The organism is Bacteroides sp. AM32-11AC (genome assembly GCF_003603515.1).
In the GTDB taxonomy this organism is placed as follows: Bacteria; Bacteroidota; Bacteroidia; order Bacteroidales; family Bacteroidaceae; genus Bacteroides; species Bacteroides uniformis.
In genome coordinates this window covers 474,275-495,878 of the sequence record NZ_QTNH01000001.1, presented here as the reverse complement: position 1 = coordinate 495,878, position 21,604 = coordinate 474,275, and the positions used below count along the sequence as shown (strand labels likewise).

General features: G+C 42.9%; 12 protein-coding genes. All 12 read left to right on the top strand.

The window, feature by feature from the left end:
* Positions 1–190: hypothetical protein (locus DW800_RS19850; protein ID WP_243634891.1), on the top strand; the 190-nt coding region annotated here is incomplete at its 5' end.
* A complete protein-coding gene (locus DW800_RS01820; protein WP_243634889.1) occupies positions 123–1,268 on the top strand; it encodes a glycoside hydrolase family 172 protein in 1,146 nt (381 codons plus the stop codon). The genes DW800_RS19850 and DW800_RS01820, both read left to right, overlap by 68 nt.
* A gap of 63 nt (positions 1,269–1,331) precedes the next feature.
* Positions 1,332–4,541, top strand: a complete 3,210-nt coding sequence (locus tag DW800_RS01815; RefSeq protein WP_119957731.1) for a SusC/RagA family TonB-linked outer membrane protein — start codon at positions 1,332–1,334, stop codon at positions 4,539–4,541.
* Positions 4,542–4,560: 19 nt separating this feature from the next.
* Positions 4,561–6,396 carry a RagB/SusD family nutrient uptake outer membrane protein gene (locus tag DW800_RS01810; protein ID WP_034529209.1) on the top strand — a complete coding sequence of 612 codons (1,836 nt, stop codon included), beginning with the start codon at positions 4,561–4,563 and terminating at the stop codon, positions 6,394–6,396.
* A 24-nt stretch (positions 6,397–6,420) separates the two neighbouring features.
* A complete protein-coding gene (locus DW800_RS01805) occupies positions 6,421–6,834 on the top strand; it encodes a DUF4945 domain-containing protein (protein ID WP_009037502.1) in 414 nt (137 codons plus the stop codon).
* A gap of 143 nt (positions 6,835–6,977) precedes the next feature.
* On the top strand, positions 6,978–8,384 hold the full coding sequence (locus DW800_RS01800; RefSeq protein ID WP_057259238.1) for a DUF4185 domain-containing protein: 1,407 nt from the start codon (positions 6,978–6,980) through the stop codon (positions 8,382–8,384).
* Between the two features lie 22 nt (positions 8,385–8,406).
* Positions 8,407–10,503, top strand: coding sequence for a hypothetical protein (locus DW800_RS01795; RefSeq protein ID WP_119957730.1), 2,097 nt, complete (start codon positions 8,407–8,409; stop codon positions 10,501–10,503).
* Positions 10,504–10,596: 93 nt separating this feature from the next.
* Positions 10,597–13,509, top strand: a complete 2,913-nt coding sequence (locus DW800_RS01790) for a GH116 family glycosyl hydrolase (protein ID WP_119957737.1) — start codon at positions 10,597–10,599, stop codon at positions 13,507–13,509.
* Positions 13,510–13,549: 40 nt separating this feature from the next.
* On the top strand, positions 13,550–15,532 hold the full coding sequence (locus tag DW800_RS01785; protein ID WP_119957736.1) for a glycoside hydrolase family 97 protein: 1,983 nt from the start codon (positions 13,550–13,552) through the stop codon (positions 15,530–15,532).
* 101 nt (positions 15,533–15,633) lie between these two features.
* On the top strand, positions 15,634–17,082 hold the full coding sequence (locus DW800_RS01780; RefSeq protein WP_119957735.1) for a glycoside hydrolase family 125 protein: 1,449 nt from the start codon (positions 15,634–15,636) through the stop codon (positions 17,080–17,082).
* A 31-nt stretch (positions 17,083–17,113) separates the two neighbouring features.
* The gene (locus DW800_RS01775) at positions 17,114–18,307 is read left to right on the top strand and encodes a glycoside hydrolase family 172 protein (protein WP_022400938.1); all 1,194 of its coding nucleotides are present in this window, start codon (positions 17,114–17,116) and stop codon (positions 18,305–18,307) included.
* A gap of 179 nt (positions 18,308–18,486) precedes the next feature.
* A complete protein-coding gene (locus DW800_RS01770) occupies positions 18,487–21,588 on the top strand; it encodes a SusC/RagA family TonB-linked outer membrane protein (protein ID WP_098031896.1) in 3,102 nt (1,033 codons plus the stop codon).
* Positions 21,589–21,604 lie beyond the last annotated feature (16 nt).

Genomic DNA, 21,604 nt, shown 5'->3' with positions numbered 1-21,604 from the left:
GAAAAACTATACAAGAAATATCTTGAACTGGCAAAACTTGCTGAAACCATTAACTAAGTATATAAACCAATTAATTTATTTAAACCATGAGAATCAAATCATTAATTTTGGCGGCCTTATGCATGGCCACCGTGGGTGTTTACGCCCAAAGCAACTACCCGTTCAACGGTCTGGACATGAACATGGGTAACCTGTCAAGACTGTCCGATGCCAAGACACGTTCCATCAGCCCTGAGAACTTCACGGGCGAGAAGGGCAAGGGCGGCATGGCCGATCCGGTCAGGGACAAGGATCAGCGCAATGTGGCCAACGCTCATCATGCGGCCAAGGACCTGGGCAAGGGTTGGAAGGTAAACCCCTTCATCATCGTGAAACCGGGAGAGACAATCACGATTGCGGAGATCGAGGGTCCGGGAGCCATCCAGCAGATCTGGATGACACCGACCGGGAACTGGCGCTTCTCCATCCTGAGAATGTACTGGGACGATGAGAAGGAGCCTTCCGTCGAATGTCCGGTGGGTGACTTCTTCTGCAGCGCATACAATGAATATGCACAGCTCTCCTCACTGGCCGTTTGCGTGAATCCGGGCAGCGCCTTCAACTGCTACTGGAAGATGCCTTTCCGCAAGAAAGCCCGTATCACGCTGGAGAACATCAACACCGCCGAGGAGATGCGCCTGTACTACCAAATCAACTATACCTTGACAGAAGTTCCTGAGGACGAGGCCTACTTCCACGCGCAGTTCCGCCGCTCCAACCCGACCCAGGGGTCGCTGCACACGCTGATTGACGGTGTGAAGGGCAAGGGACAGTACGTGGGTACCTACCTGGCATGGCGTGTAAACGACAACTGCTGGTGGGGTGAAGGGGAAATCAAGTTCTACATGGACGGTGACAGGGAATACCCGACTATCTGCGGGACCGGGACTGAGGACTACTTCTGCGGCTCGTACAATTTCGAGAACCAGAAGACGCGCCAGTACCAGGAGTTCACCACCCCCTATGCCGGCATGCACCAGGTAATCCGTCCCGACGGGCTGTACCGTGCGGTGACCGCTTTCGGGCTGTACCGCTGGCATATCCTTGACCCGGTACGCTTCGACAAGGACCTGAAGATCACGATACAGGATTTGGGATGGCGTCATGACGGACGCTACAACAACCAGAAGTCGGATATCTCGTCGACCACTTTCTGGTACCAGGCTGAGCCGCATGCCAAATTCCCGGCTTTGCCGAGCAAGGACGATTTGGAAATTCCAAGATGGTAAAATTGGGTATACCCGATATTTAAAATTACGTTGTTTTTTTATTAACTATTAAATCAAAGTATTATGAGGATTTCTTTTAAAAGGAATGGTTTCATAGCATTGGCATCAATGCTATCATTTGCAGTGTATGCAGGGGATAATTTGCCCCTTGCAACCGCTGCATCGGGGACAAATGGATCTATTCAAGTATCTGAGCATGGCGTAGATACTTCTAATGAGATTCAACAAGCGAGAGTAATACAAGGAACAGTTCTGGAAGAAGGGACTAATGAACCTCTTATTGGGGTAAATGTTGTCGTTAAAGGAACTACTATAGGTACAACTACTGATGTGGAGGGAAAATATTCGATAAGAATACCTTCTGATAATGCTGTGTTAGTCTTTTCTTATATTGGTCAAAAAACAGAAGAATATTCTGTTAAAGGCTTGAAATCTTTGGATGTTATTATGAAAAGTGATGCTACGATGTTGTCTGAAGTCGTTGTATACACTGGTTATATGACTCAGAAAAAAGCTGACTTAACCGGATCGGTTGCATTGGCGGATTCAAAAGACATCAAGAAGACTTCCGCTAACGTTATGAAAGCTATGCAGGGTAAGATGGCCGGTGTGAAAATTAGCAACAATGGCGGTAATCCTGCAGAAGATATAGGCATTCAAATTCGTGGTCTTTCTTCTTTGTCTGGAGCTGTTACTCCATTAATTGTATTGGATGGTATGCCAGCTGAAGGTCTGAATCTACGTGACATAAATTCAGGAGATATTGAATCTATTCAGGTATTGAAAGATGCTGCTTCTGCCTCAATTTATGGTGCACGTGCTTCTGGTGGTGTGATTTTAGTCCAAACTAAAAAAGGTAAAGCTGGTAAGACTACCATTGACTATAATGGTAGTGTTTCTGTAAGTTCTATAATAAATAGACCGGAAATGATGAACGCCACAGAATGGGGTACTGCTGCCTTCCGCGCTGCTGCTTATGATGAGTGGGCTTATGGTTCAGGCCTATTATTACCCAATGGCTTTGAGTATGAGTATCATAGAGGTGATAATGGAATGCTGGTATTGGATAATATGAAAATGAAAGAATATTTGGATAATAATCAATTGGTAAAAGCAACTGATACAAATTGGATGGATGAGATTTTCCGTACAGCAGTTTCTACAAATCATCAGTTGACTATTTCTAATGGTTCGGATAAAGCTAAAAGTTTGTTTTCATTAGGGTATACTAACAACCAAGGTACACAAATTCATTCTTTTTTCAAACAATATTCTGTACGTGCTAACACGGAATATAGTTTGATTAAAGATCGTTTGAAAGTAGGAGAAAATTTAGCTATTTCTTATTTGCAGTATAAAAGTCAATGGGAAACCTTTTTGGCTATGATTATGCCACCTATGGTTCCTGTTTATGATGTAAATGGTAACTGGGCAGGACCTGCAGGACTTGATGATTTTGATAATCCGGTACGTAAAATGACTATGGGTAAAGATAATATCAATAATTATGTGAAAATTATTGGTAATGTTTTTGCAGACCTGAATATTTGGAATGGTATATCTGCTAGAACTCAGTTTGGTATAAATTATGGTAACTCTTATAGTAGAACAGTAGATGGGGCTTATGTAGAGACTGGTTTTAGAGGCAATGATAAAAATTATGTAAGAAATAACCAGTCCCATCCGTTAAATTATGTATGGACTAATACTTTGTCCTATAATAAAAGTTTTGGAAAACACCATATTGATGCTGTATTTGGTAGTGAGTTTACCCGTTATGTACAAGAAGGTTTTTATGCAAGTAGAGAAGGACTTTATTTGGAAGATCGTGATTTTGCCGGTCTTAGTGTTGCTACCGGTGATGAAATTGATGTAAGTAGTTCTGCTGATGAATATACTTATTTCTCTCTTTTTGCTAAGGCCAATTATTCATATGCTGGTAAATATTTGTTGTCTGCAACTGTACGTCGTGATGGTTCTTCTTTGTTTGGTGTCAATAATCGTTATGGTGTATTTCCTGCATTTTCTGCTGGTTGGAGAATTAAGGATGAAGCTTTTATGGAAGATGCGGACTGGTTGTCTGATCTGAAAATTCGTTTCAGTTGGGGTACGAATGGTAGTATACAAGGATTACCTCGTGGTTACACAACTACTCCATTTACTACTAAATATTTTGATACTGCATATCCTATTAAGGGACAAGCAACCGGCGCTTTGCAGTCTGGCTATAGAAGAACTTGGATTGGTAACCCTGATTTGAAATGGGAAACAACCAAACAAACAGACTTCGGCGTTGACTTTGGATTTTTCAATCAACGTTTGACTGGTTCTTTTGACTATTACTATAAGAAAACAAATGATATCTTGGTCCAGACTCCATATATCGCAGCAATGGGTGAAGGTGGTGAACCTTGGGTTAATGGTGCTAGTATGAATAACCAAGGTGTAGAATTTACAGTATCTTTCAAGAGTGACCCCTCCAGTGAATTCCAGTGGGCTGTTAGTGCCAATATTGGTACATACAAAACTGAATTGACTGACCTTCCTTCCAATGTAATCAATAAGTATGCTGGTGATGGTGTACACGATTTGATTTTAGGACGTTCTCCAAATTCTGCTTATGGTTTGGTAGCTGATGGTATTTTCAAAACTCAAGAGGAAGTTGATGCTCATGCAGACCAGCCAGGTAAAGCAGTTGGACGTATTCGCTACAAGGACTTAGATGGTGATGGTGTAATCAATGAAACATATGATAGAACTTGGATAGGTTGCTATGACCCGGATTTCTTTGGAGGTCTTAATTTTGATTTCGCTTATAAGGGCTTTGACTTGAACTTGTTTTTTGAGGGTATGTTCGGTAATGATGTAAATAGCGACTGGAAGAAAGAGAGTGATATTTGGCTTTTCACCAATCCTGCATGGAAAAATCATGCAACTCGTATGTTGGGCGGTTGGTCACCTGACAATCCGAATTCTGATATTCCGGCTATCTCGAATAATACTGCCAATCAAGAACAAAGATTCTCTTCTTGGTTCATAGAAGATGGTTCATATATTAAGTTGAGAAATATTGAATTGGGTTATACATTTCCGACTAAGCTTATCAAAAAAATGCATATGAGTAATCTGCGTTTGTATGCTGCTGCATATAATGTATTTACTTTGAAGAAGTTTTGGGGAGATGACAAATATACAAGTTTCGATCCAGAAAGACCTTCTTATCATTATCTGACACCATTTACTTTCAATTTCGGTATCAATGTTTCTTTTTAAACTTAATTAATAAATTATTATGAAAAGCAAATATATAACTTTATCAATTGCTCTATGCTCTATATTGGGAGTCAGCAGTTGTGATTCATATTTGGATATCAATCCTAAACAAGTTCTGGACCAAAATATACTTAACAAACCTAGCGATATAGAAGGTTTTGTCACAGCAGCCTATGCCCGTATGTGTGAGATGGGGTCATTGGATTCCTCTCCTTATATGTATTGGTGGAGTGGTTCTATGCGTTCGGATGACTGCTACAAAGGTGGTGGTGGTGTTGCTGATGCTGTAGGTTCTTTTGGTAACATATCACTTTTTACTTATGTAAATCCTAATACCGGTGCATTGGATGGTACTTGGTATAATTCTTATCAAGTTATCCAAAGATGTAATACAGCAATTCAAAGAATGGCAAATTTTACGGAAGAAGAGTTACCTAATAAGAATAGTTTTATGGGTGAGATGCTTTTTATCCGTTCATTTACGTTGTATCGTTTGAAAAAACTTTGGAAATATGTACCCTATATTGATGAGAATGTAGTAGGTATGTCAGATGCTTTTGAAGCAGTACCTAACCGTGAATTGGATAAGGGGAATGATCTTTACTTATGGCAACGTATTCTTGATGATTTTAAAAAGGCCGAGGAATTATTGCCTTTGGATCAGATGGATAAAGGTCGTGTAAGCCGTAATGCTGCTACTGCTATGGTTGCTAGGACAATATTAAATATGGCTTACGAACAGGATGACCGTCATCAGGTGATAAATATCAATAAGGAATTACTTGCAGAAGCTTTGCCTTATATTGATAAAATTATTGATCAAGAAGGTGGTCGTGTAGGTTTGGAATCTGATTTTGGTAATAACTTTTTGGTAGAGTATGATAATGCTACTAAAGAATCCATTTGGGAATTACAATTTGCTCTTGATAATAATTTTCATACAGCAGGTCGATTTAATCGCGCTGAAGGTTTGAATCATCCATGGATGTGGCCCGAAACACAACCTGGTAATTTTGTATTTAAGTGTTGTGACTTTAACCATGCTAGCTATACGTTGACTAATGCGTTTAAGACTGATGAAAACGGTTTACCCCGTTTCGAGGATTATAATGAGGATGATTATGGTCAATATATTAAAAATTCAGATGGTTCTTATAATTTGGATATCGTTAATTCTGGCGCTAAGCCTTACTTTGATAAGTATACATGGGATCCCCGATTTAGCCATACTATCGTAGCTCCTGGACAGCCTTGGAAGTATGATCCTGATTTATTATTCCATTCAACTGCTACTCGTGATCCGATTACTTATAGTTTCTTGAAACCCATCAAAGATATGCCACATCCTGATTGTGGTTGTATTGCTTATGATGGATGGCAATTTAATTCTATGAATAAGAAGATGATTCGTTACGATGACGTGTTGCTGTGGAAAGCTGAGATTTTGATTCAATTGGATAGAGAAATGGAAGCCCTGCCATATATTAACCAGATTCGTACTCGTGCTGCCAATAGTTTGGTTCGTTTGACTCAAGCTGACGGTTCATATACAATGAATTATCATATTGCTACTTATCAGCCGGGTATTAACTGTAATTGGACTAAGGACTTTGCATGGAAAGCCTTAATGTGGGAAAATCGTCTTGAATTTGCTTGCGAAGGTCATCGTTTCTTTGATTTGCAGCGTTGGGGATTGTTGGAAAAGACAATGAACGAATATTTTGCTATTGAAAGAACTCGCTTCGATTGGTTCAATGATGCTCGTTTTACTGCCGGTCGTGATGAGTACTTTCCGATTTCCCAACCACAAATGAATTATTCAAAGGGTAACTATACGCAGAATCCGGGATATTAATGTTTAACTATTAAGAAGAAAATTATGAAAAAGATAGTAACCATTTTTACAATGTTGTTGGTAGTGTTATCACTGTCCAGCTGCTATGACAGAGATGTGCTTGATGACAAGGGCTTGAATTATTTCATGCCTACGCCTGAGAATGTGCAGTATATTCAAGATAATGCTACTACAGTGACATTGACTTGGAGTATTCCTTCAGTAATTCCAGAAGACTTCAGACGTCCTATTTCAGTACAGATTCAAATAGTGGAAAATAATATTTATAGAGATAGAATAACCTTGGTAAATGAGGAAACCTCTCATACTTTCACTATTGATCCTGCTAAGAAGTATCGCTATATCGTTAAATTGGTAGGTACTTTTACTGAGGAAAATCAAGAAACAGGGCGTACATCTACTGTTACTTCTGAGGGTGTAATAGTTAATGTCGAATAGTTTCGAGAAGGATTTTTGTAGTTAATGATAGAGAGTGGGCTTTTACTGGTATTTTTCTGAGTCAGCTCACTCTCTATTTTAATATTTGATATAAGGCGAATGGGTTATCTGGTTACGATAAATTGAAAAATGAATCAATAGACATGAAAAACATATTATTTATAGCATTCTCTTCGTTTATATTTTTATTTGTTTCTTGTACTTCTGAACAAGAAACTGAAACTTATATTCCTATTGATGAAATTATACCTTTGGATACTCATTTGATTCCAAATAAGGATACAAAAATTGTATCAACAACATTGAATTTTAAGGATATTGATGCCATAGATTATTTGCTGGTTAGAAAGAGTGTAGGTGACAGCTATTCAGCTAAGATAAGTCAAAGCGAACTTACGTCTGATTATATTTTCAATTATACCATCCAAAAAACAGATCCACAGAAATTTCGGCTAGTATTAGCTGCCTTTTACAAAGATGGTAATATGTCAAAAGAGCTCTCTTTGAATGTGGATAACCGTTGGGGTTTTTTTATTCGTAATGTTACTCGTATAGCTCGTGTTACAGGGAGTATAATAAATGGAGAAAACTTTCCAAGTCCTAATAATACTGCGACAAAATGGAATGTAGGAGGAACAGATCTTGGCATTATTTGGGAGATGCAGCCCGGAAAATATGGAATTTTCTTTGGTGATACTTTTGGGTATGACTTTAAGCCTAATCCAGCTAATCCTGGACCTAACGGAGGGAGTTGGCGTAGTAATGTGCTGGCTTTCTCGGAGGATAATGATTTAGAAGATGGATTGTCATTCAGCAATATGGCTACTGATGATAAAGGGTATGCCCGCGAGATAGTATATGGGGGAAAAGATTCGTCAGGTAATGGTGATTGGACTTCTATCCCAACAGCTGCTATTCGTGCTAATGGAATAGATTATGTACATTATTTTAATATGAGAAATTGGACGGGATGGATTACAAATTATTCGGGAATATATAAGTCGGTTGATAATGGTTTGACATGGGCTAAATGTAAAGATATAACCTTCTCATCTTATAGTTTTTTTGGCCAGGTAGGGTACTTTAAGAAAGATGGATATGTTTATATGATAGGTACTCAAACGGGGAGGGATAGCAATGCTAAATTAGCACGATTTCATGAAACAGATATTGAGAATAAGACAGCTTATGAATATTGGAATTCTTTTACTAATCAATGGATAAAAGGCAATGAAAATGAGGCAACTGTATTAATAGAAGATAAGGTTGGTGAACTTTCTTTTATATATAACGAGACACATAAGAAATGGATAATTGCTTATTTCAATGCAGATAGATATAATATAACTATGCGTACGGCAGAAGACATAACTGGCCCATGGAGTGAACCCTATGAGCTTGCTAATGGTAGAGAGTATGCCCAATTGTATGGTTCTTACATTCATCCGTTGTCGGTAACTGGTGATAATTTATATTTTACGATGTCAATGTGGATGCCTTATAATGTTTTTTTAATGAAGGCTGAATTGGCTGATATGGGAGAGTTTTAATTATATTGATAAATATAATATCATGAACACACGCACATTAATTATAACTTTTGTTTGGATGATAATGTCCAACATAGGCATCTTTGCTCAAGAGCATTGGGATGCACAAGAGAGAATTGAGTTGAATAAGGGTGTTTTTCCGAAGAATTTTAGTAAAGCTATTGATATTATACAGTATGATTTATTAGGAATTGAGAGAGGAAAAAGCCATGTGAAAGTGATAGATAACAACACTTTGTACATAAACCTTTCTTTTTCGCTTAAAAACTCTGTTCAACAAGGTGATTGGCGTATAGCGGTAAAGCCGGATTTTTTACCTTCATTCCATTGGGCGCCACATCTTACTCCTACTGATAGAAATGTCATCGATCAACATGTATTCCGTTCTCCTGCCCTTATCGTAGCAGACGATCATCAAACTCTTATTCTTATCCCCGATTTGGATATTATGCAGAAGGGGACTCCTGTACGATGGTATATGGATATGGACGCATCCTCTAATACACTTATTCTCGGAATGTGTAATAACCATGTATCCGAACACGTTCTGTTTGAGCGTGATCAAGAAACTACTTACCCAAAAGGAGATATTGAAATAGGCTTTTATTTGATGTATTCTGATAGCAAGGAAGTATTGCGGAATCCTTTTAAGAAGCCGTTAGAATTTATGTGGAGTCGATGGGGGCATGCTGCATATGAGAAAGGTAATCCGGTGAAGGAGAACCTAGAAACGTATGTGAAACATACTTATAATTGGGCTTTTAATTCATGGTCAGAAAATGTGTGGCAGCAATTTGAGTTAGATGGGAAAAAAGTGGGTGCTCCCGTATTTATTGTGAATGTTACTCAAAGTCCTAATTATCCGGGAGAGATTAATGAACGTGAATTTCGTTCTATCTGGAATCAGGCATGGTTCAGTTCATTGCGTTCTGCAAGTGGATTATATCGATATGCAAGAAGAACCGGTAATAGGGAGCTTCTTGCAAAAGCAAATTTGACAAAAGAACTGGCTCTGTCATTTCCGCAGAGGAATGGTTTTTTCTATGGACTTATCGGTACGGAAATGCATGAAGTAGAGATTGATGGTAAAAAGTATAATCGGAGCAAGGGGTGGAATACCTATTATTGGGGAAATTCCAACAGAAATCCTTATACCTGGAATCCGAAAGAATCTCCGTATCATATTCTTGATATGAGTTGGACAGCATTGTTGATGCTTCGGTGGTATGATGAATTAGAAAAAGATGCCCGTCTTTTGGCTTATGCAGAAGATTATGCGATGGCTTTACTTGGAATACAGTATGAAAATGGTTTTTTCCCTGGCTGGCTTGACTTAAAGACAATGCAGCCGATGAACCATTTGAATGCTTCTCCTGAAACATCTTTATCAGTTACTTTTTTACTTAAACTGTATGAGCTTACACATAAGGAAGAGTATAAACGGGCAGCATTTAAAGCCATGAATGCAGTTATCCATGAAATTATCCCGGTTGGGAAGTGGGAAGACTTTGAAACCTATTGGTCTTGTTCTCGTTACGGTTCGGATAACTTGGTAGGTAAAAAAGTTTTGCGGAACAATATGCATAAACAGAATAATTTTTCAATGTTCTGGACAGCTGAAGCCTTACTGGAGTGCTATCGTCTTACCTCAAATAAAGAATATCTTGATTATGGACAGCGTACACTTGATGAATTGCTGATGACCCAAGCATCGTGGCAGCCGCCATACATGTATGTAAATGTATTGGGTGGTTTTGGTGTGTTGAATGCCGATGGTGAATGGAATGATTCACGCGAAAGTCTTTTTTCCGAACTCATCATTCAATATGGAAAACTTCTTGATAAGCCAGAGTATATAGAACGGGGATATGCTGCACTTAAGGCATCTTTTGTAATGATGTATTGTACTGAAAATCCTCAAACCAAACAGCAATGGGAAAAAGTTCATCCGTTCTTTGCTTCAGAGGATTATGGATTCATGATGGAAAATTACGGGCATGGCGGCCGTACAAATCCGGCAGGTGAAGGTATGGGTGAGTTTACAATCTATGATTGGGGAAATGGAGCAGCGGCTGAAGCGTACAACCGCATCCTTGATAAATTTGGAAAAATAGAATAATGATTCGTTAACATTAATAATTCAACTATGGTAAGATCAACTTTAACTTTATTGGCCCTATTTAATGTAGCTATACTGTTTCCGGGTAAAGCAATGTCCCAGAACAGTGAAGGGCGGGAGTTTAACGGTAAGTATCAAAAGGAATATCTGGATAAGATTGCATTTCCTATAGGGGGAATCGGCGCCGGAATGTTCTGTTTGGAGGGAACCGGTGCCATTTCGCATGTGTCTCTCAGACACCATCCTGATGTGATGAATGAGCCGTATACCTTTGCTGCGATTTATGTAAAGGGGGTTGAGAACGGAGCAAAGGTATTGGAAGGGCAGGTTCCGACTTGGAAGTTATTTGGTCCTGCACAGAGTGGTTTAGGTAGGGGAGACAAGACGTACGGTCTTCCACGCTTTGAAGAAGCGGTATTCCAGGCACGTTTCCCTTTTGCAACTGTAGATTTGAAAGACAAGGATATGCCTTTGGCTGCAAAGATTACGGGTTGGAGTCCTTTCATTCCGACGGATGCGGACAATTCCAGTTTGCCGGTTGGAGTACTGGAATATCAATTTACAAATACTTCCGGTAAGGCTATCGAGACGGTATTTTCTTATAATACCAAAAATTTCATAGATGGTCAGGGTACTATCCGAGGGGTAAAGAACGGGTTTGTTTTAGAATCCGATCAGAACAACAGTGGGCTAGCTATTTATGTGGACAATGCTGCTGCTGTTGTAGACCATTGTTGGTTCCGTGGTGCCTGGTTCGATCCGCAGACTGTGGTTTGGGATAATATTCGCTATGGGCGGATCGCTGATAAGCGGCCGGTTAAGGGTGTTGCTCCGGGAGCATCTGTTTATGTTCCGCTGACGTTGCAGCCGGGAGAGACAAAAACAGTCAAGGTAAACTTCTGCTGGTATCTGCCCGATTCAAACCTTTCTATCGGTGGTGCCAGAAAGGTAGGACAGGCATTTACGGGAATGCCCTGCAAGGGAACGGCTTCCGGTCAGCAACCTGTGAGCGGCTTTGTCGGCAAGCAGTTGCTGAACTCGTTCGATAGGGGTGGAGATGGACTGACGGGTATTATTCAGTCTCCTGAGTTCAATATTGGGAAAAGATATCTGAAGTTTCTGGTAGGTGGAGGCAGTCAGGCTGACCGTACTTCTGTAAATCTTGTAGTAGACGGAAAGATTGTAGAGACGGCGGTCGGAAATCAGACGGAGACTCTGAGTGAAACCGTATGGGATTTGAAACCTTATCAAGGAAAGAAGGCTTTTGTGAAAGTCATTGATTTGGATGTTTACCCGTGGGGACATATTCTGGCCGACCAGTTTGTGTTGACAGACAATAGGAATGAAGATATTTACAACTTGTCTTCTACATCCACCTTACTTGCCGATTTTGAAAATAACAGTTGGGGAGACTGGCAGGTTGTGGATTCTTCTGAAGAAGAAAAACAATTCCTGGCAGATGAAGGAGATGTCGAAGCTACCTACAGACCTTGGTACTCGGAGCGCTTCAAGAGTTTGAATGAGGTTATCGGCTATTGGGATGCAAACCAGGCGATGCTGGAAAAGAACAGCCGGCTGTTCAGTGATGCATTCTATAGTTCCTCTTTGCCGGCAGAAGTACTGGAGGCTGTTGCTGCTAATTTAACTATATTGAAATCTCCTACGGTATTACGTCAATGGGATGGAAGATTTTGGGCTTGGGAAGGATGTCAGGATTCTTTTGGCTCTTGTCACGGAAGTTGTACGCATGTGTGGAACTATGCACAGGCTTTGCCCCATTTGTTCCCGTCTTTGGAAAGAACCTTGCGTGAAACGGAATTCAGGGTAAGCCAGAATACGGAAGGACACCAGAATTTTAGAGTCAACTTGCCTATTTCGGCACCGCCTCACAACTTCCATGCTGCTGCCGACGGACAGTTGGGTGGGATTATGAAAGTTTACCGTGAATGGCGTATCAGTGGGGATACACAGTGGATGAAAGACCTTTTCCCGGCAGTGAAAAAGAGTCTTGACTATTGCATCCGTACATGGGACCCCTTGCATAAGGGCTATCTTGAAGAGCCGCACCACAATACTTATGACATCGAGTTCTGGGGACCGGACGGCATGTGTACAAGTTTCTATTTGGGAGCTTTGACTGCGTTTATAGAGATGGGCAAGGAGCTGAAGCAACCCGTTAAGGAATATACGGCCCTGCTGTCAAAAGGCAAGAAATACATGGAAACTGCACTCTTCGATGGAGAATATTTCATACAGAAGATTCAGTGGGAAGGGCTTCAGGCTCCCAATCCGGTTGATGTAATGTCTTTCGGGGGAAGTTATTCCGAAGAGGCCCTGAAATTGCTGAAGGAAGAAGGGCCAAAATACCAATACGGTACCGGTTGTCTGTCCGATGGAATTTTAGGGATGTGGATGGCTTCCGTATGCGGACTGGATGAAGTGCTGGACAATGAAAAGGTCAGGAGCCATCTGGTGGCCGTACACAAATACAATCTGAAACATGACTTGATAGACCATTTCAATCCTCAAAGACCGGTGTATGCTTGTGGTAAGGATGGTGGATTATTGCTTTGCACATGGCCGAAGGGTGGTATGCTGTCACTGCCTTTTGTATACAGCAATGAAGTCTGGACCGGTATCGAATATCAGGTTGCCAGTCATTTGATGATGAAAGGTGAGGTGGAAAAGGGCTTGGATATTGTCCGTGAATGCCGTGAGAGATATGATGGAAGAGTAAGAAACCCATTCAATGAGATAGAGTGCGGCCACTGGTATGCACGTGCCATGGCAAGCTATGGAATGTTGCAGGGGCTTACAGGAGTGCGGTATGATGCTGTTGACAAAACCATGTACATCAATTCTAAGATTGGTGATTTCAAAAGTTTCATCAGTACTGATACCGGTTTCGGAACCATTGAATGGAAAGCAGGAAAGCCTGTGTTGAATGTGGTTTATGGCAACATTGATGTGAAACGCTATAATGTTTCGGGCAAGATTGTGGATTGAGGTCAATTAGGATAGGATGTACAATCAAAGACAGATTAAGATGACAGAGAAGAAGAAACTTTTTGTTTTGTGTGTTGCACTATTTTGCTTTATGGCTGTTTCTGCACAGCAGAGAATGTCTGTATCGTCTCCTGACGGAAAACTTAGATTTTCTCTGAAAGTGACGTCGGAGAGTGTTTCATATGACATCGACTATAGGAAGCAGTCTCTTATAGCAAATTCTTTGCTTGGTTTCAGCTTTGATAGCGGAGAGTTCGGAAGGAATCTTAAAGCAGGAAAGGTGCAGCGTAAAAAGATTGATGAGACATACAAGCTCATTGTCGGCAAGACAAGTAGTGTACGTAGCCGTTGTAATGAAATGACCGTTCCCATGCAGGAACGGTCAGATTCCGGCCGTCTGATAAACCTGGTTGTAAGGGCATTCGATGACGGGATAGCATTCAGATATGAATTTCCGGAACAGAAAGCATGGGATTCATACGTGATGTATGATGAAAGGACACAGTTCAACTTGCAAGGAAACCCGATGGCGTTGCTCATGTACCTGCCCGGGTATGTGAATACACACGAAGGGGTATACAGTCATGTAAGATATGACAAGGTGGCAAGGAAAAGGCTGATAGAGATGCCGGCGACATTCGAGTTCGACAACGGGGTGGCAGTGGCTATAACCGAAGCGGCCATAAGGGACTATGCGGGAATGTACCTGGTGAAGGAGAAGGGTGGACTGGTGGGAAAGCTCTCGCCAAAACTGGGGCAGGAGAAGATAAAGGTCGAGACAGACAGTTTCCCGCACCGTACCCCGTGGCGCGTAATCTCCGTTGCAGACCGGGTGGGAGGATTGCTGGAGACGAATATACTAACAAGCCTGAACGAGCCCTGCAGGATTGAAGACACTTCATGGATTAAGCCTTGCAGGACCACGTTCACATGGTGGAACGGGAATGTCGTGCCGGACAGCACGTTCTCTCCGGGAAACAACTTCGATACAAACAAGTACTACATCGATTTTGCAGCACGCAATGGCTTGGATGCACATGGAATCTACGGATATGCAGAGACTCCTTGGTACTATGATGACAACTTCAATTTCGGATGGGCGGGACCCAATGCGGACGTTACAAAACCGATACCGTGCCTGAACATGCCGAGAATTGTGGAATATGCAAGGAGCAAGGGAGTTGGCATACATCTGTGGGTACACTGGAGACCGTTGTACGACAAACTCGAAGAAGCCTTTGCGCTCTATGAGGAATGGGGGGTCAGGGGACTCATGGTGGACTTTATGGACCGTAATGACCAAGAAATGATACGCATCCAAGAAGAGATACTGGAATGTGCGGCAAGACACAGACTGTTCATACAGTTCCATGGGTCGAGCAAGCCTTCCGGACTGGTAAGGACGTATCCGAATGAATTCACACGGGAGGGGACACTCAACTATGAAGTATGCAAATGGGACACGCTGGTGAATGCGGACCATGACATTGCGATACCCTTCACCAGGATGCTGGCGGGAGCGACGGACTATCACCTGGGAGGATTCAGGGCACTGCCGCGCTCGGAGTTCAAGATACAGTATGTAAATCCTCATGTAATGAGCACACGCTGCCATATGTTGGCCATGTATGTGGTTTTGGAAAACCATCTCACCTCTTTGTGCGATACGCCAAAGGCTTATGAAGGTCAACCGGGGTTCGAGGTGCTCCGTACCGTGCCGGGAACGTGGGATGAGATAAGAGTTCCGCTGGCAAGGATGAATGAGCATGTCACGGTGGCCCGCAGGAGCGGTTCGGACTGGTGGGTAGGCTCGCTGAACAACGGTACGGAAAGGGATCTGAAATTGGAATTGGACTTCCTTAGTGAGGGGGACTACCAGGCAACGATCTATACCGATGCGGAGGATGTGGACCGGAATCCAAACAATCTGGACAGACAGGTACGGAAAGTTACAAGGAAGGATATCATTGAACTGAATCTGGCAAAGGATGGAGGAGCGCTATTACATATCAGAAGGTTATAAGGGTGATGTTTATCAGTTGAAATTGTATTTCAATCAGTTGTTAGTTTGTTAGGATAAGAAGATTGTTCCAGGATAATATTTTTAGTCAATGGATTTATAACATGAACAGAAGAAATTTTATAAAGAGAGTGGGCCTTTTGGGGGCAGGATATGCGCTGAATAAAAACTTGATGTTTGCGAATTCAGGCGTAGCTTCGACAGCTACCTCTTTTTCGTCGTTTCCAACAGTAAGGAAGCCTATATCGGAAAGGAACTTCAAAAGTCCTGCCATTGAAAAGGCCATTGCTACTTTTAAACAGAAGGTCAAGAATGAAGAACTGGGCTGGCTGTTTGGGAATTGTTTTCCGAATACGTTGGACACAACCGTTTTTTATTCAGAAAAGGATGGCCGACCGGATACATATGTGATTACCGGTGATATTGATGCCATGTGGTTAAGGGATAGTTCTGCCCAAGTATATCCGTATTTGGATTTCATGTCTGAAGATAAGAACCTGCAAAGACTGATAATTGGCGTTATCAATAAGCAGACCTCCTTTATATTGAAGGATCCGTATGCCAATGCCTTTTATGATGATGATACGAAGTATACAAGATGGAACAGCGACCATACGGAGATGAAACCGGGTATTCATGAGCGTAAATACGAGTTGGATTCGCTTTGCTATCCCATTCGCCTGGCATATGGATACTGGAAAAAGACAAATGATGCTTCTCCTTTCGATGCGCAATGGAAGAAGGCGATAGAAACCGTTTTAAGGGTCTGCAAGGAACAGCAGAGAAAAGATGGTAACGGGCCTTATAGCTTTCGCAGAACTTCGGAATGGGCTATAGATGCTGTTCCTATGGGTGGAGTGGGCTATAAAGTAAATCCGGTCGGATTGATTTGCTCTACTTTCAGGCCTAGTGATGATGCCACTATCTTTCCTTTTCTCGTCCCGTCCAATTTCTTTGCGGTGGCCAGTTTGAGGCAGGCTTCCGAAATGGTTCAAAAGATAACCAAAGACAATGTACTGGCTGATGAACTGTTGGCGTTGAGTAAAGAAGTTTATAATGCTTTGCAGACTTATGCCGTGGTGAATCATCCGAAGTTCGGTAAAATCTATGCTTTTGAAATAGATGGCTTTGGATCGGCTTATCTTAGTGATGATGCCAACGTCCCTAATCTGCTGGCGTTACCCTATCTGGGTGGTGTTGATAGGGATGATGCAATTTATGCCAATACCAGAAGATTCGTGTGGTCGGAATACAATCCTTATTTCTTTAAAGGTTCTTATTTTGAAGGGATAGGAGGACATCATATTGGTACGGACATGATATGGCCGATGAGCCTGATAATGAAAGCCCTGACTGCTCAAGACGATAAAGAGTTACAGCAATGTATCCAGATGCTCCAGAAAACGCATGCCGGTACCGGGTTCATGCACGAGTCATTCCACAAGGATGACCCCAAGAAATTCACAAGGAGCTGGTTTGCATGGGCCAATACATTGTTTGGAGAATTGCTGTGGAAAACATTCAATGAGAAACCATATTTATTGGAATATTAATCATCTAATTAATCAATGTAAACAAAAATTTATGAGAAGAATTACAAAATTCAGTTTGTTACTCTCCCTTGTTCTGGGATTGTACTTTCCTACTGTTTTTGCACAGTCGAACATGACGAACGAAATGTTTGACTTGGCAAAGTTGAAGTCGGGTGTAAAAAACAAAAGAATCTCCAGTACAGATCCTACCGGAGGTAACAGAGATCACTTGGAGCCCTTCAAACCAGGTGAGAAACGCATCATTGCAGACATCAAGGGAACGGGAGTCATCAACCACATTTGGGTGACGATTGCGCCTCCACCTCCCACTTTGAGCAGAAACGACATTATCATTCGCATGTATTGGGACGGCAACGATTATCCTTCGGTAGAGTCTCCCATCGGCCCTTTCTTCGGACAAGGCTGGGATGAGAGATACAACTACGCATCCTTGCCTCTTTCGGCCGGTCCTGAAAACGGTACCGGTCTGTCGTGCTATTTCGCTATGCCTTTCGAGAAGGGCGCACGCATTGAAATTGAGAACCAGAGCGACCGCAACATAGATGCTTTCTACTTCTACGTGGATTATCTGGAGATGGCGAAGCTTCCCAAGGACATGGGCCGCTTTCATGCCTGGTATAACCACAACCTGACTGAAGCACTTCCCGAAGGCGAGACGGAGTGGGGAGTTACCGGTGCCCAGAAGCCGAACACCACCGGCGAACGCAACTATGTGTTCATGGAAACCCAAGGCAAGGGACACTTTGTAGGTATCAATTACTATGTGCATTGTCCCACTCCCATGTGGTATGGCGAAGGTGACGACATGTGGTTCATTGATGGAGAAAAGGTTCCCTCGCTGATAGGTACAGGTACGGAAGACTTCTTCAATACGGCCTGGTGTCCTAAAGAAGCCTTCTCGCATCCTTACTTCGGTTATCCCCGTGTGAACAATGATATAGGCTGGCTGGGTCGTACCCACGTTTACCGATTCTTCATTGAAGATCCCATTTTCTTTGAAAAGAGCCTGAAGGGAACCATCGAACATGGCTCCAACAACAACTTGACGTTGGATTTGTCTACCGTGGCTTATTGGTACCAAGATTCGGCTGTGGCTCTTCCCGAAGCTCCTACAAAGGCACAGCGTGCTCCGAAACCTTTCATCAACCATGTTGATATACATCGTTGGCGGGATGCCTGGCGTAAGTCCAAGGGTAACAAAGCCACTCTGTGGGGCAACGAGTAAACTTTTGTAACGCTCTTTTTTTATACGTTCATAGGCTGATATTTATATCCGGGGTTTTGCCATTATATTGGCAAAACTGTGTCTCTATATTGGCAAAACTGTGCCAATATATTGGCACGACTATGGAAAAATAGTTCTACGGAGCAGCAAATTCAATAAATCATTAATAAAGGTACGAAATGAAGAATATTCCCAAAAAGCAATTTGCGGGCTGGATGCTGATGCTACTGTTGTGCATCAGTATCTCGGCATTTGCCCAGTCGCCTAAGAAGGTGACCGGACGTGTGATGGATGCACAAGGTGAGTTACTCATCGGTGTGAATGTGACGGAGGCGGCAGACCCTTCTAATGGTGTGGTGACGGACATCAACGGTACGTATACGATTACGTTGAAAGGTAATAAGCCGTCATTAAAATTCTCTTATATTGGCTTTAAGGATAAAGTGGTAGCGGTAGGCTCCAAAGGAGTGCTTGATGTAGCTTTGGAAGAAGATGTGGCAGCCCTTGACGAAGTGGTGGTAGTGGGCTTCGGAACGCAGAAGAAAGCTTCTGTGGTCGGCTCCATTACCAATATAGAGCCGGCCAAACTTGCCGCGGCTCCCAGCCGTTCGCTTAGTAACAACTTGGCGGGTATGGTTCCCGGTGTGATTGCGGTTCAGCGTAGCGGTGACCCTTGGTTCAATAACTCCGACTTCTGGATTCGTGGTATCAGTAGCTTTACTGGCAATACCAATCCGCTGGTATTGGTGGACGGCGTCGAGCGTTCGCTCCACGACATCGACCCTGAAGAAATCGCCTCCTTTTCCGTGTTGAAGGATGCTGCCGCCAGTGCCGTCTATGGTGTGCGCGGTGCCAATGGTGTAGTGATGATTGAGACCAAGCGCGGCAAGATTGGAAAGCCGCAGGTGAACGTCCGCTTCGAACACTCCTTTACGCAACCCATCAAGATACCCGACTACATCGGCAGTGTGAAGTATCTGGAACTGATTAACGAAATGTATGCCGAGCAGGGTAGAAACCCGTTTGTAAGCGAAGCCACCCTGCTGAACTACAAGAACCAGACCGACCCGGAACTCTATCCCGATGTGAATTGGTGGGATGTTATCTCCAAAGACCATGCAGACAACACAAAGGCGAACGTTAGTGTCAACGGTGGTACGGACATTCTTCGTTATGCGTTGGTGGCAGGATATTACAATGAGAACGGTATCATTGAACGCGACAAAAACCAGGAGTGGGACTCTTCCCTGAAGGTGAGCCGATATACGGTGCGTTCCAATGTAGATGTGAATGTGACTCCCACCACTTTGTTCCGCGCCAATGTGGGCGTATTCCTGCAAACTCGTAACGCTCCTCCGGGAGACACGGAAACCAACCAGGGCATTTTCTATCAAGCCATGCGTGTACCTCCCTACGTGCATCCGGCTATCTATGCCGATGGGCGCATTCCACGTGTGATGTACAAGGAGAACCCTTGGGCGTGGGCCACGCAGCGTGGATACGAAAAACTAAATCATAATAAGATTGAATCCTTAGTATCGTTGGAACAAGATTTGAAGTTCGTTACACCGGGATTGAAGTTCAAAGGAACCTTCTCTTTCGACAAGTTCTCGGCAACTTCCGTAACACGTTCCAAGAACCCCTATTACTACAATCCCGCCACCGCACGCGATGCAGAGGGCAACATCATCACTGATGTGCAGACCACCGGACAAGAGTTCCTGGGCTATGCAAAAGGAGCTGAATGGGGCGACCAGTCCATCTATCTGGAAGGAATGCTTTCGTACAATCATGTTTTCGGTGACGTACATGATGTGGGGGGGATGTTTTTGTACAATCAAAAGGACTACAACAACGGAGAAGCGCTTCCTTATCGTACACAAGGTATAGCTGGAAGACTCTCGTACACTTATGACAGCCGTTATATCGCCGAGCTGAATTTCGGTTATAACGGTTCCGAGAACTTTGCCAAGGGCAAACGCTTCGGCTTTTTCCCGGCAGCGGCGATAGGATGGATTGTGTCTCAGGAAAAGTTTATGGAGCCGCTTTCAGGTATCATCTCCAATTTAAAGTTGAGGGCTACTTGGGGTAAGGCAGGAAACAGTGAGTTGGGAATCAGGGGACGCGCAGATTACAGACGTTTTGCATATATTTCCACTATCGTTGATACGGGTTCTTATCGCTGGGGTACGGATGCAGAGATATATCGCTTGGGACGTTCGGAAGGTGAGATTGGTGTATCTGACCTGACCTGGGAGACTGTGACTAAGATGAATGCTGGACTAGATTTGGGGTTATGGAACAATAGCGTGAATATTGTTGTGGATGTGTTTAAGGAGAAGCGTGAAGATATCTTTATGAAGCGTACCAATGTACCTGGTTCTACCGGATTCAACCGCCCCGTTTGGGCCAATTATGGCAAGGTCGAGAATCAGGGATTTGATGTGTCTTTGAATGTCAACCATAAGTTCAATAGCGATTGGGCCATTTCCGCTATGGCAAACTATACCTACGCACACAATAAGGTTGTGGAAATAGACGAACCTGCCGCCATCTTGGGTACATACCGTTCGCAAACCGGTAAGCCTATAGGGCAATTGTTTGGCTTGATAGCCGAAAGGCTCTTTACGGAAGATGATTTCGATGAAAACGGTATGCTTAAGGAAGGAATTCCGGCACAGAAGTTCAGTGATATGAGTAACCTACGTCCCGGTGACATTAAATACAAAGATTTGAACGGGGATGGTGAAGTGACCGCAGTAGATAAAACAGCCATTGGTGGTACACGTATTCCCGAGATTGTCTATGGTTTTGGAGCTACAGTAAGCTATAAGTCGTTCGATTTGGGAGTATTCTTCCAAGGAACAGGTAAAACCTACCAGCTCTTGGGCGGAGAGACCTGGTTGCCGGGTTCTTCCTTAGGTGCTGGTAACATCTATTCGAACATTGACGACCGTTGGACACCTGAAAATCCGAGGCAAGATGTATTCTGGCCCCGTATGGGAGACAAGGCTGTGGCAAACAATGAACAAGCTTCCACATGGTGGTTGCGTGACATGAGTTTCCTGCGCTTGAAGAATCTGGAACTTGGATATACTCTTCCGCAACGTTGGACTACCAAAATTGGCATCCGCGGCTGCCGTTTGTTTGCAAGAGGAACCAATCTGCTGACGTTCTCCAACTTCAAGCTTTGGGACCCCGAACTGGAAACTACCGATGGATTGAGATACCCACAGATGAAATCTGTATCAGTGGGTTTTAGCATCAATTTCAACAATTAATTAAGATACGAAGAAA

Excerpts from the sequence above, each read along its gene's own strand:
- DW800_RS01820 (WP_243634889.1), top strand. The coding sequence starts at position 123 with ATGGCCACCGTGGGTGTTTACGCCCAAAGCAACTACCCGTTCAACGGT.
- DW800_RS01815 (WP_119957731.1), top strand. The coding sequence starts at position 1,332 with ATGAGGATTTCTTTTAAAAGGAATGGTTTCATAGCATTGGCATCAATG.
- DW800_RS01810 (WP_034529209.1), top strand. The coding sequence starts at position 4,561 with ATGAAAAGCAAATATATAACTTTATCAATTGCTCTATGCTCTATATTG.
- DW800_RS01805 (WP_009037502.1), top strand. The coding sequence starts at position 6,421 with ATGAAAAAGATAGTAACCATTTTTACAATGTTGTTGGTAGTGTTATCA.
- DW800_RS01800 (WP_057259238.1), top strand. The coding sequence starts at position 6,978 with ATGAAAAACATATTATTTATAGCATTCTCTTCGTTTATATTTTTATTT.
- DW800_RS01795 (WP_119957730.1), top strand. The coding sequence starts at position 8,407 with ATGAACACACGCACATTAATTATAACTTTTGTTTGGATGATAATGTCC.
- DW800_RS01790 (WP_119957737.1), top strand. The coding sequence starts at position 10,597 with ATGTCCCAGAACAGTGAAGGGCGGGAGTTTAACGGTAAGTATCAAAAG.
- DW800_RS01785 (WP_119957736.1), top strand. The coding sequence starts at position 13,550 with ATGACAGAGAAGAAGAAACTTTTTGTTTTGTGTGTTGCACTATTTTGC.
- DW800_RS01780 (WP_119957735.1), top strand. The coding sequence starts at position 15,634 with ATGAACAGAAGAAATTTTATAAAGAGAGTGGGCCTTTTGGGGGCAGGA.
- DW800_RS01775 (WP_022400938.1), top strand. The coding sequence starts at position 17,114 with ATGAGAAGAATTACAAAATTCAGTTTGTTACTCTCCCTTGTTCTGGGA.
- DW800_RS01770 (WP_098031896.1), top strand. The coding sequence starts at position 18,487 with ATGAAGAATATTCCCAAAAAGCAATTTGCGGGCTGGATGCTGATGCTA.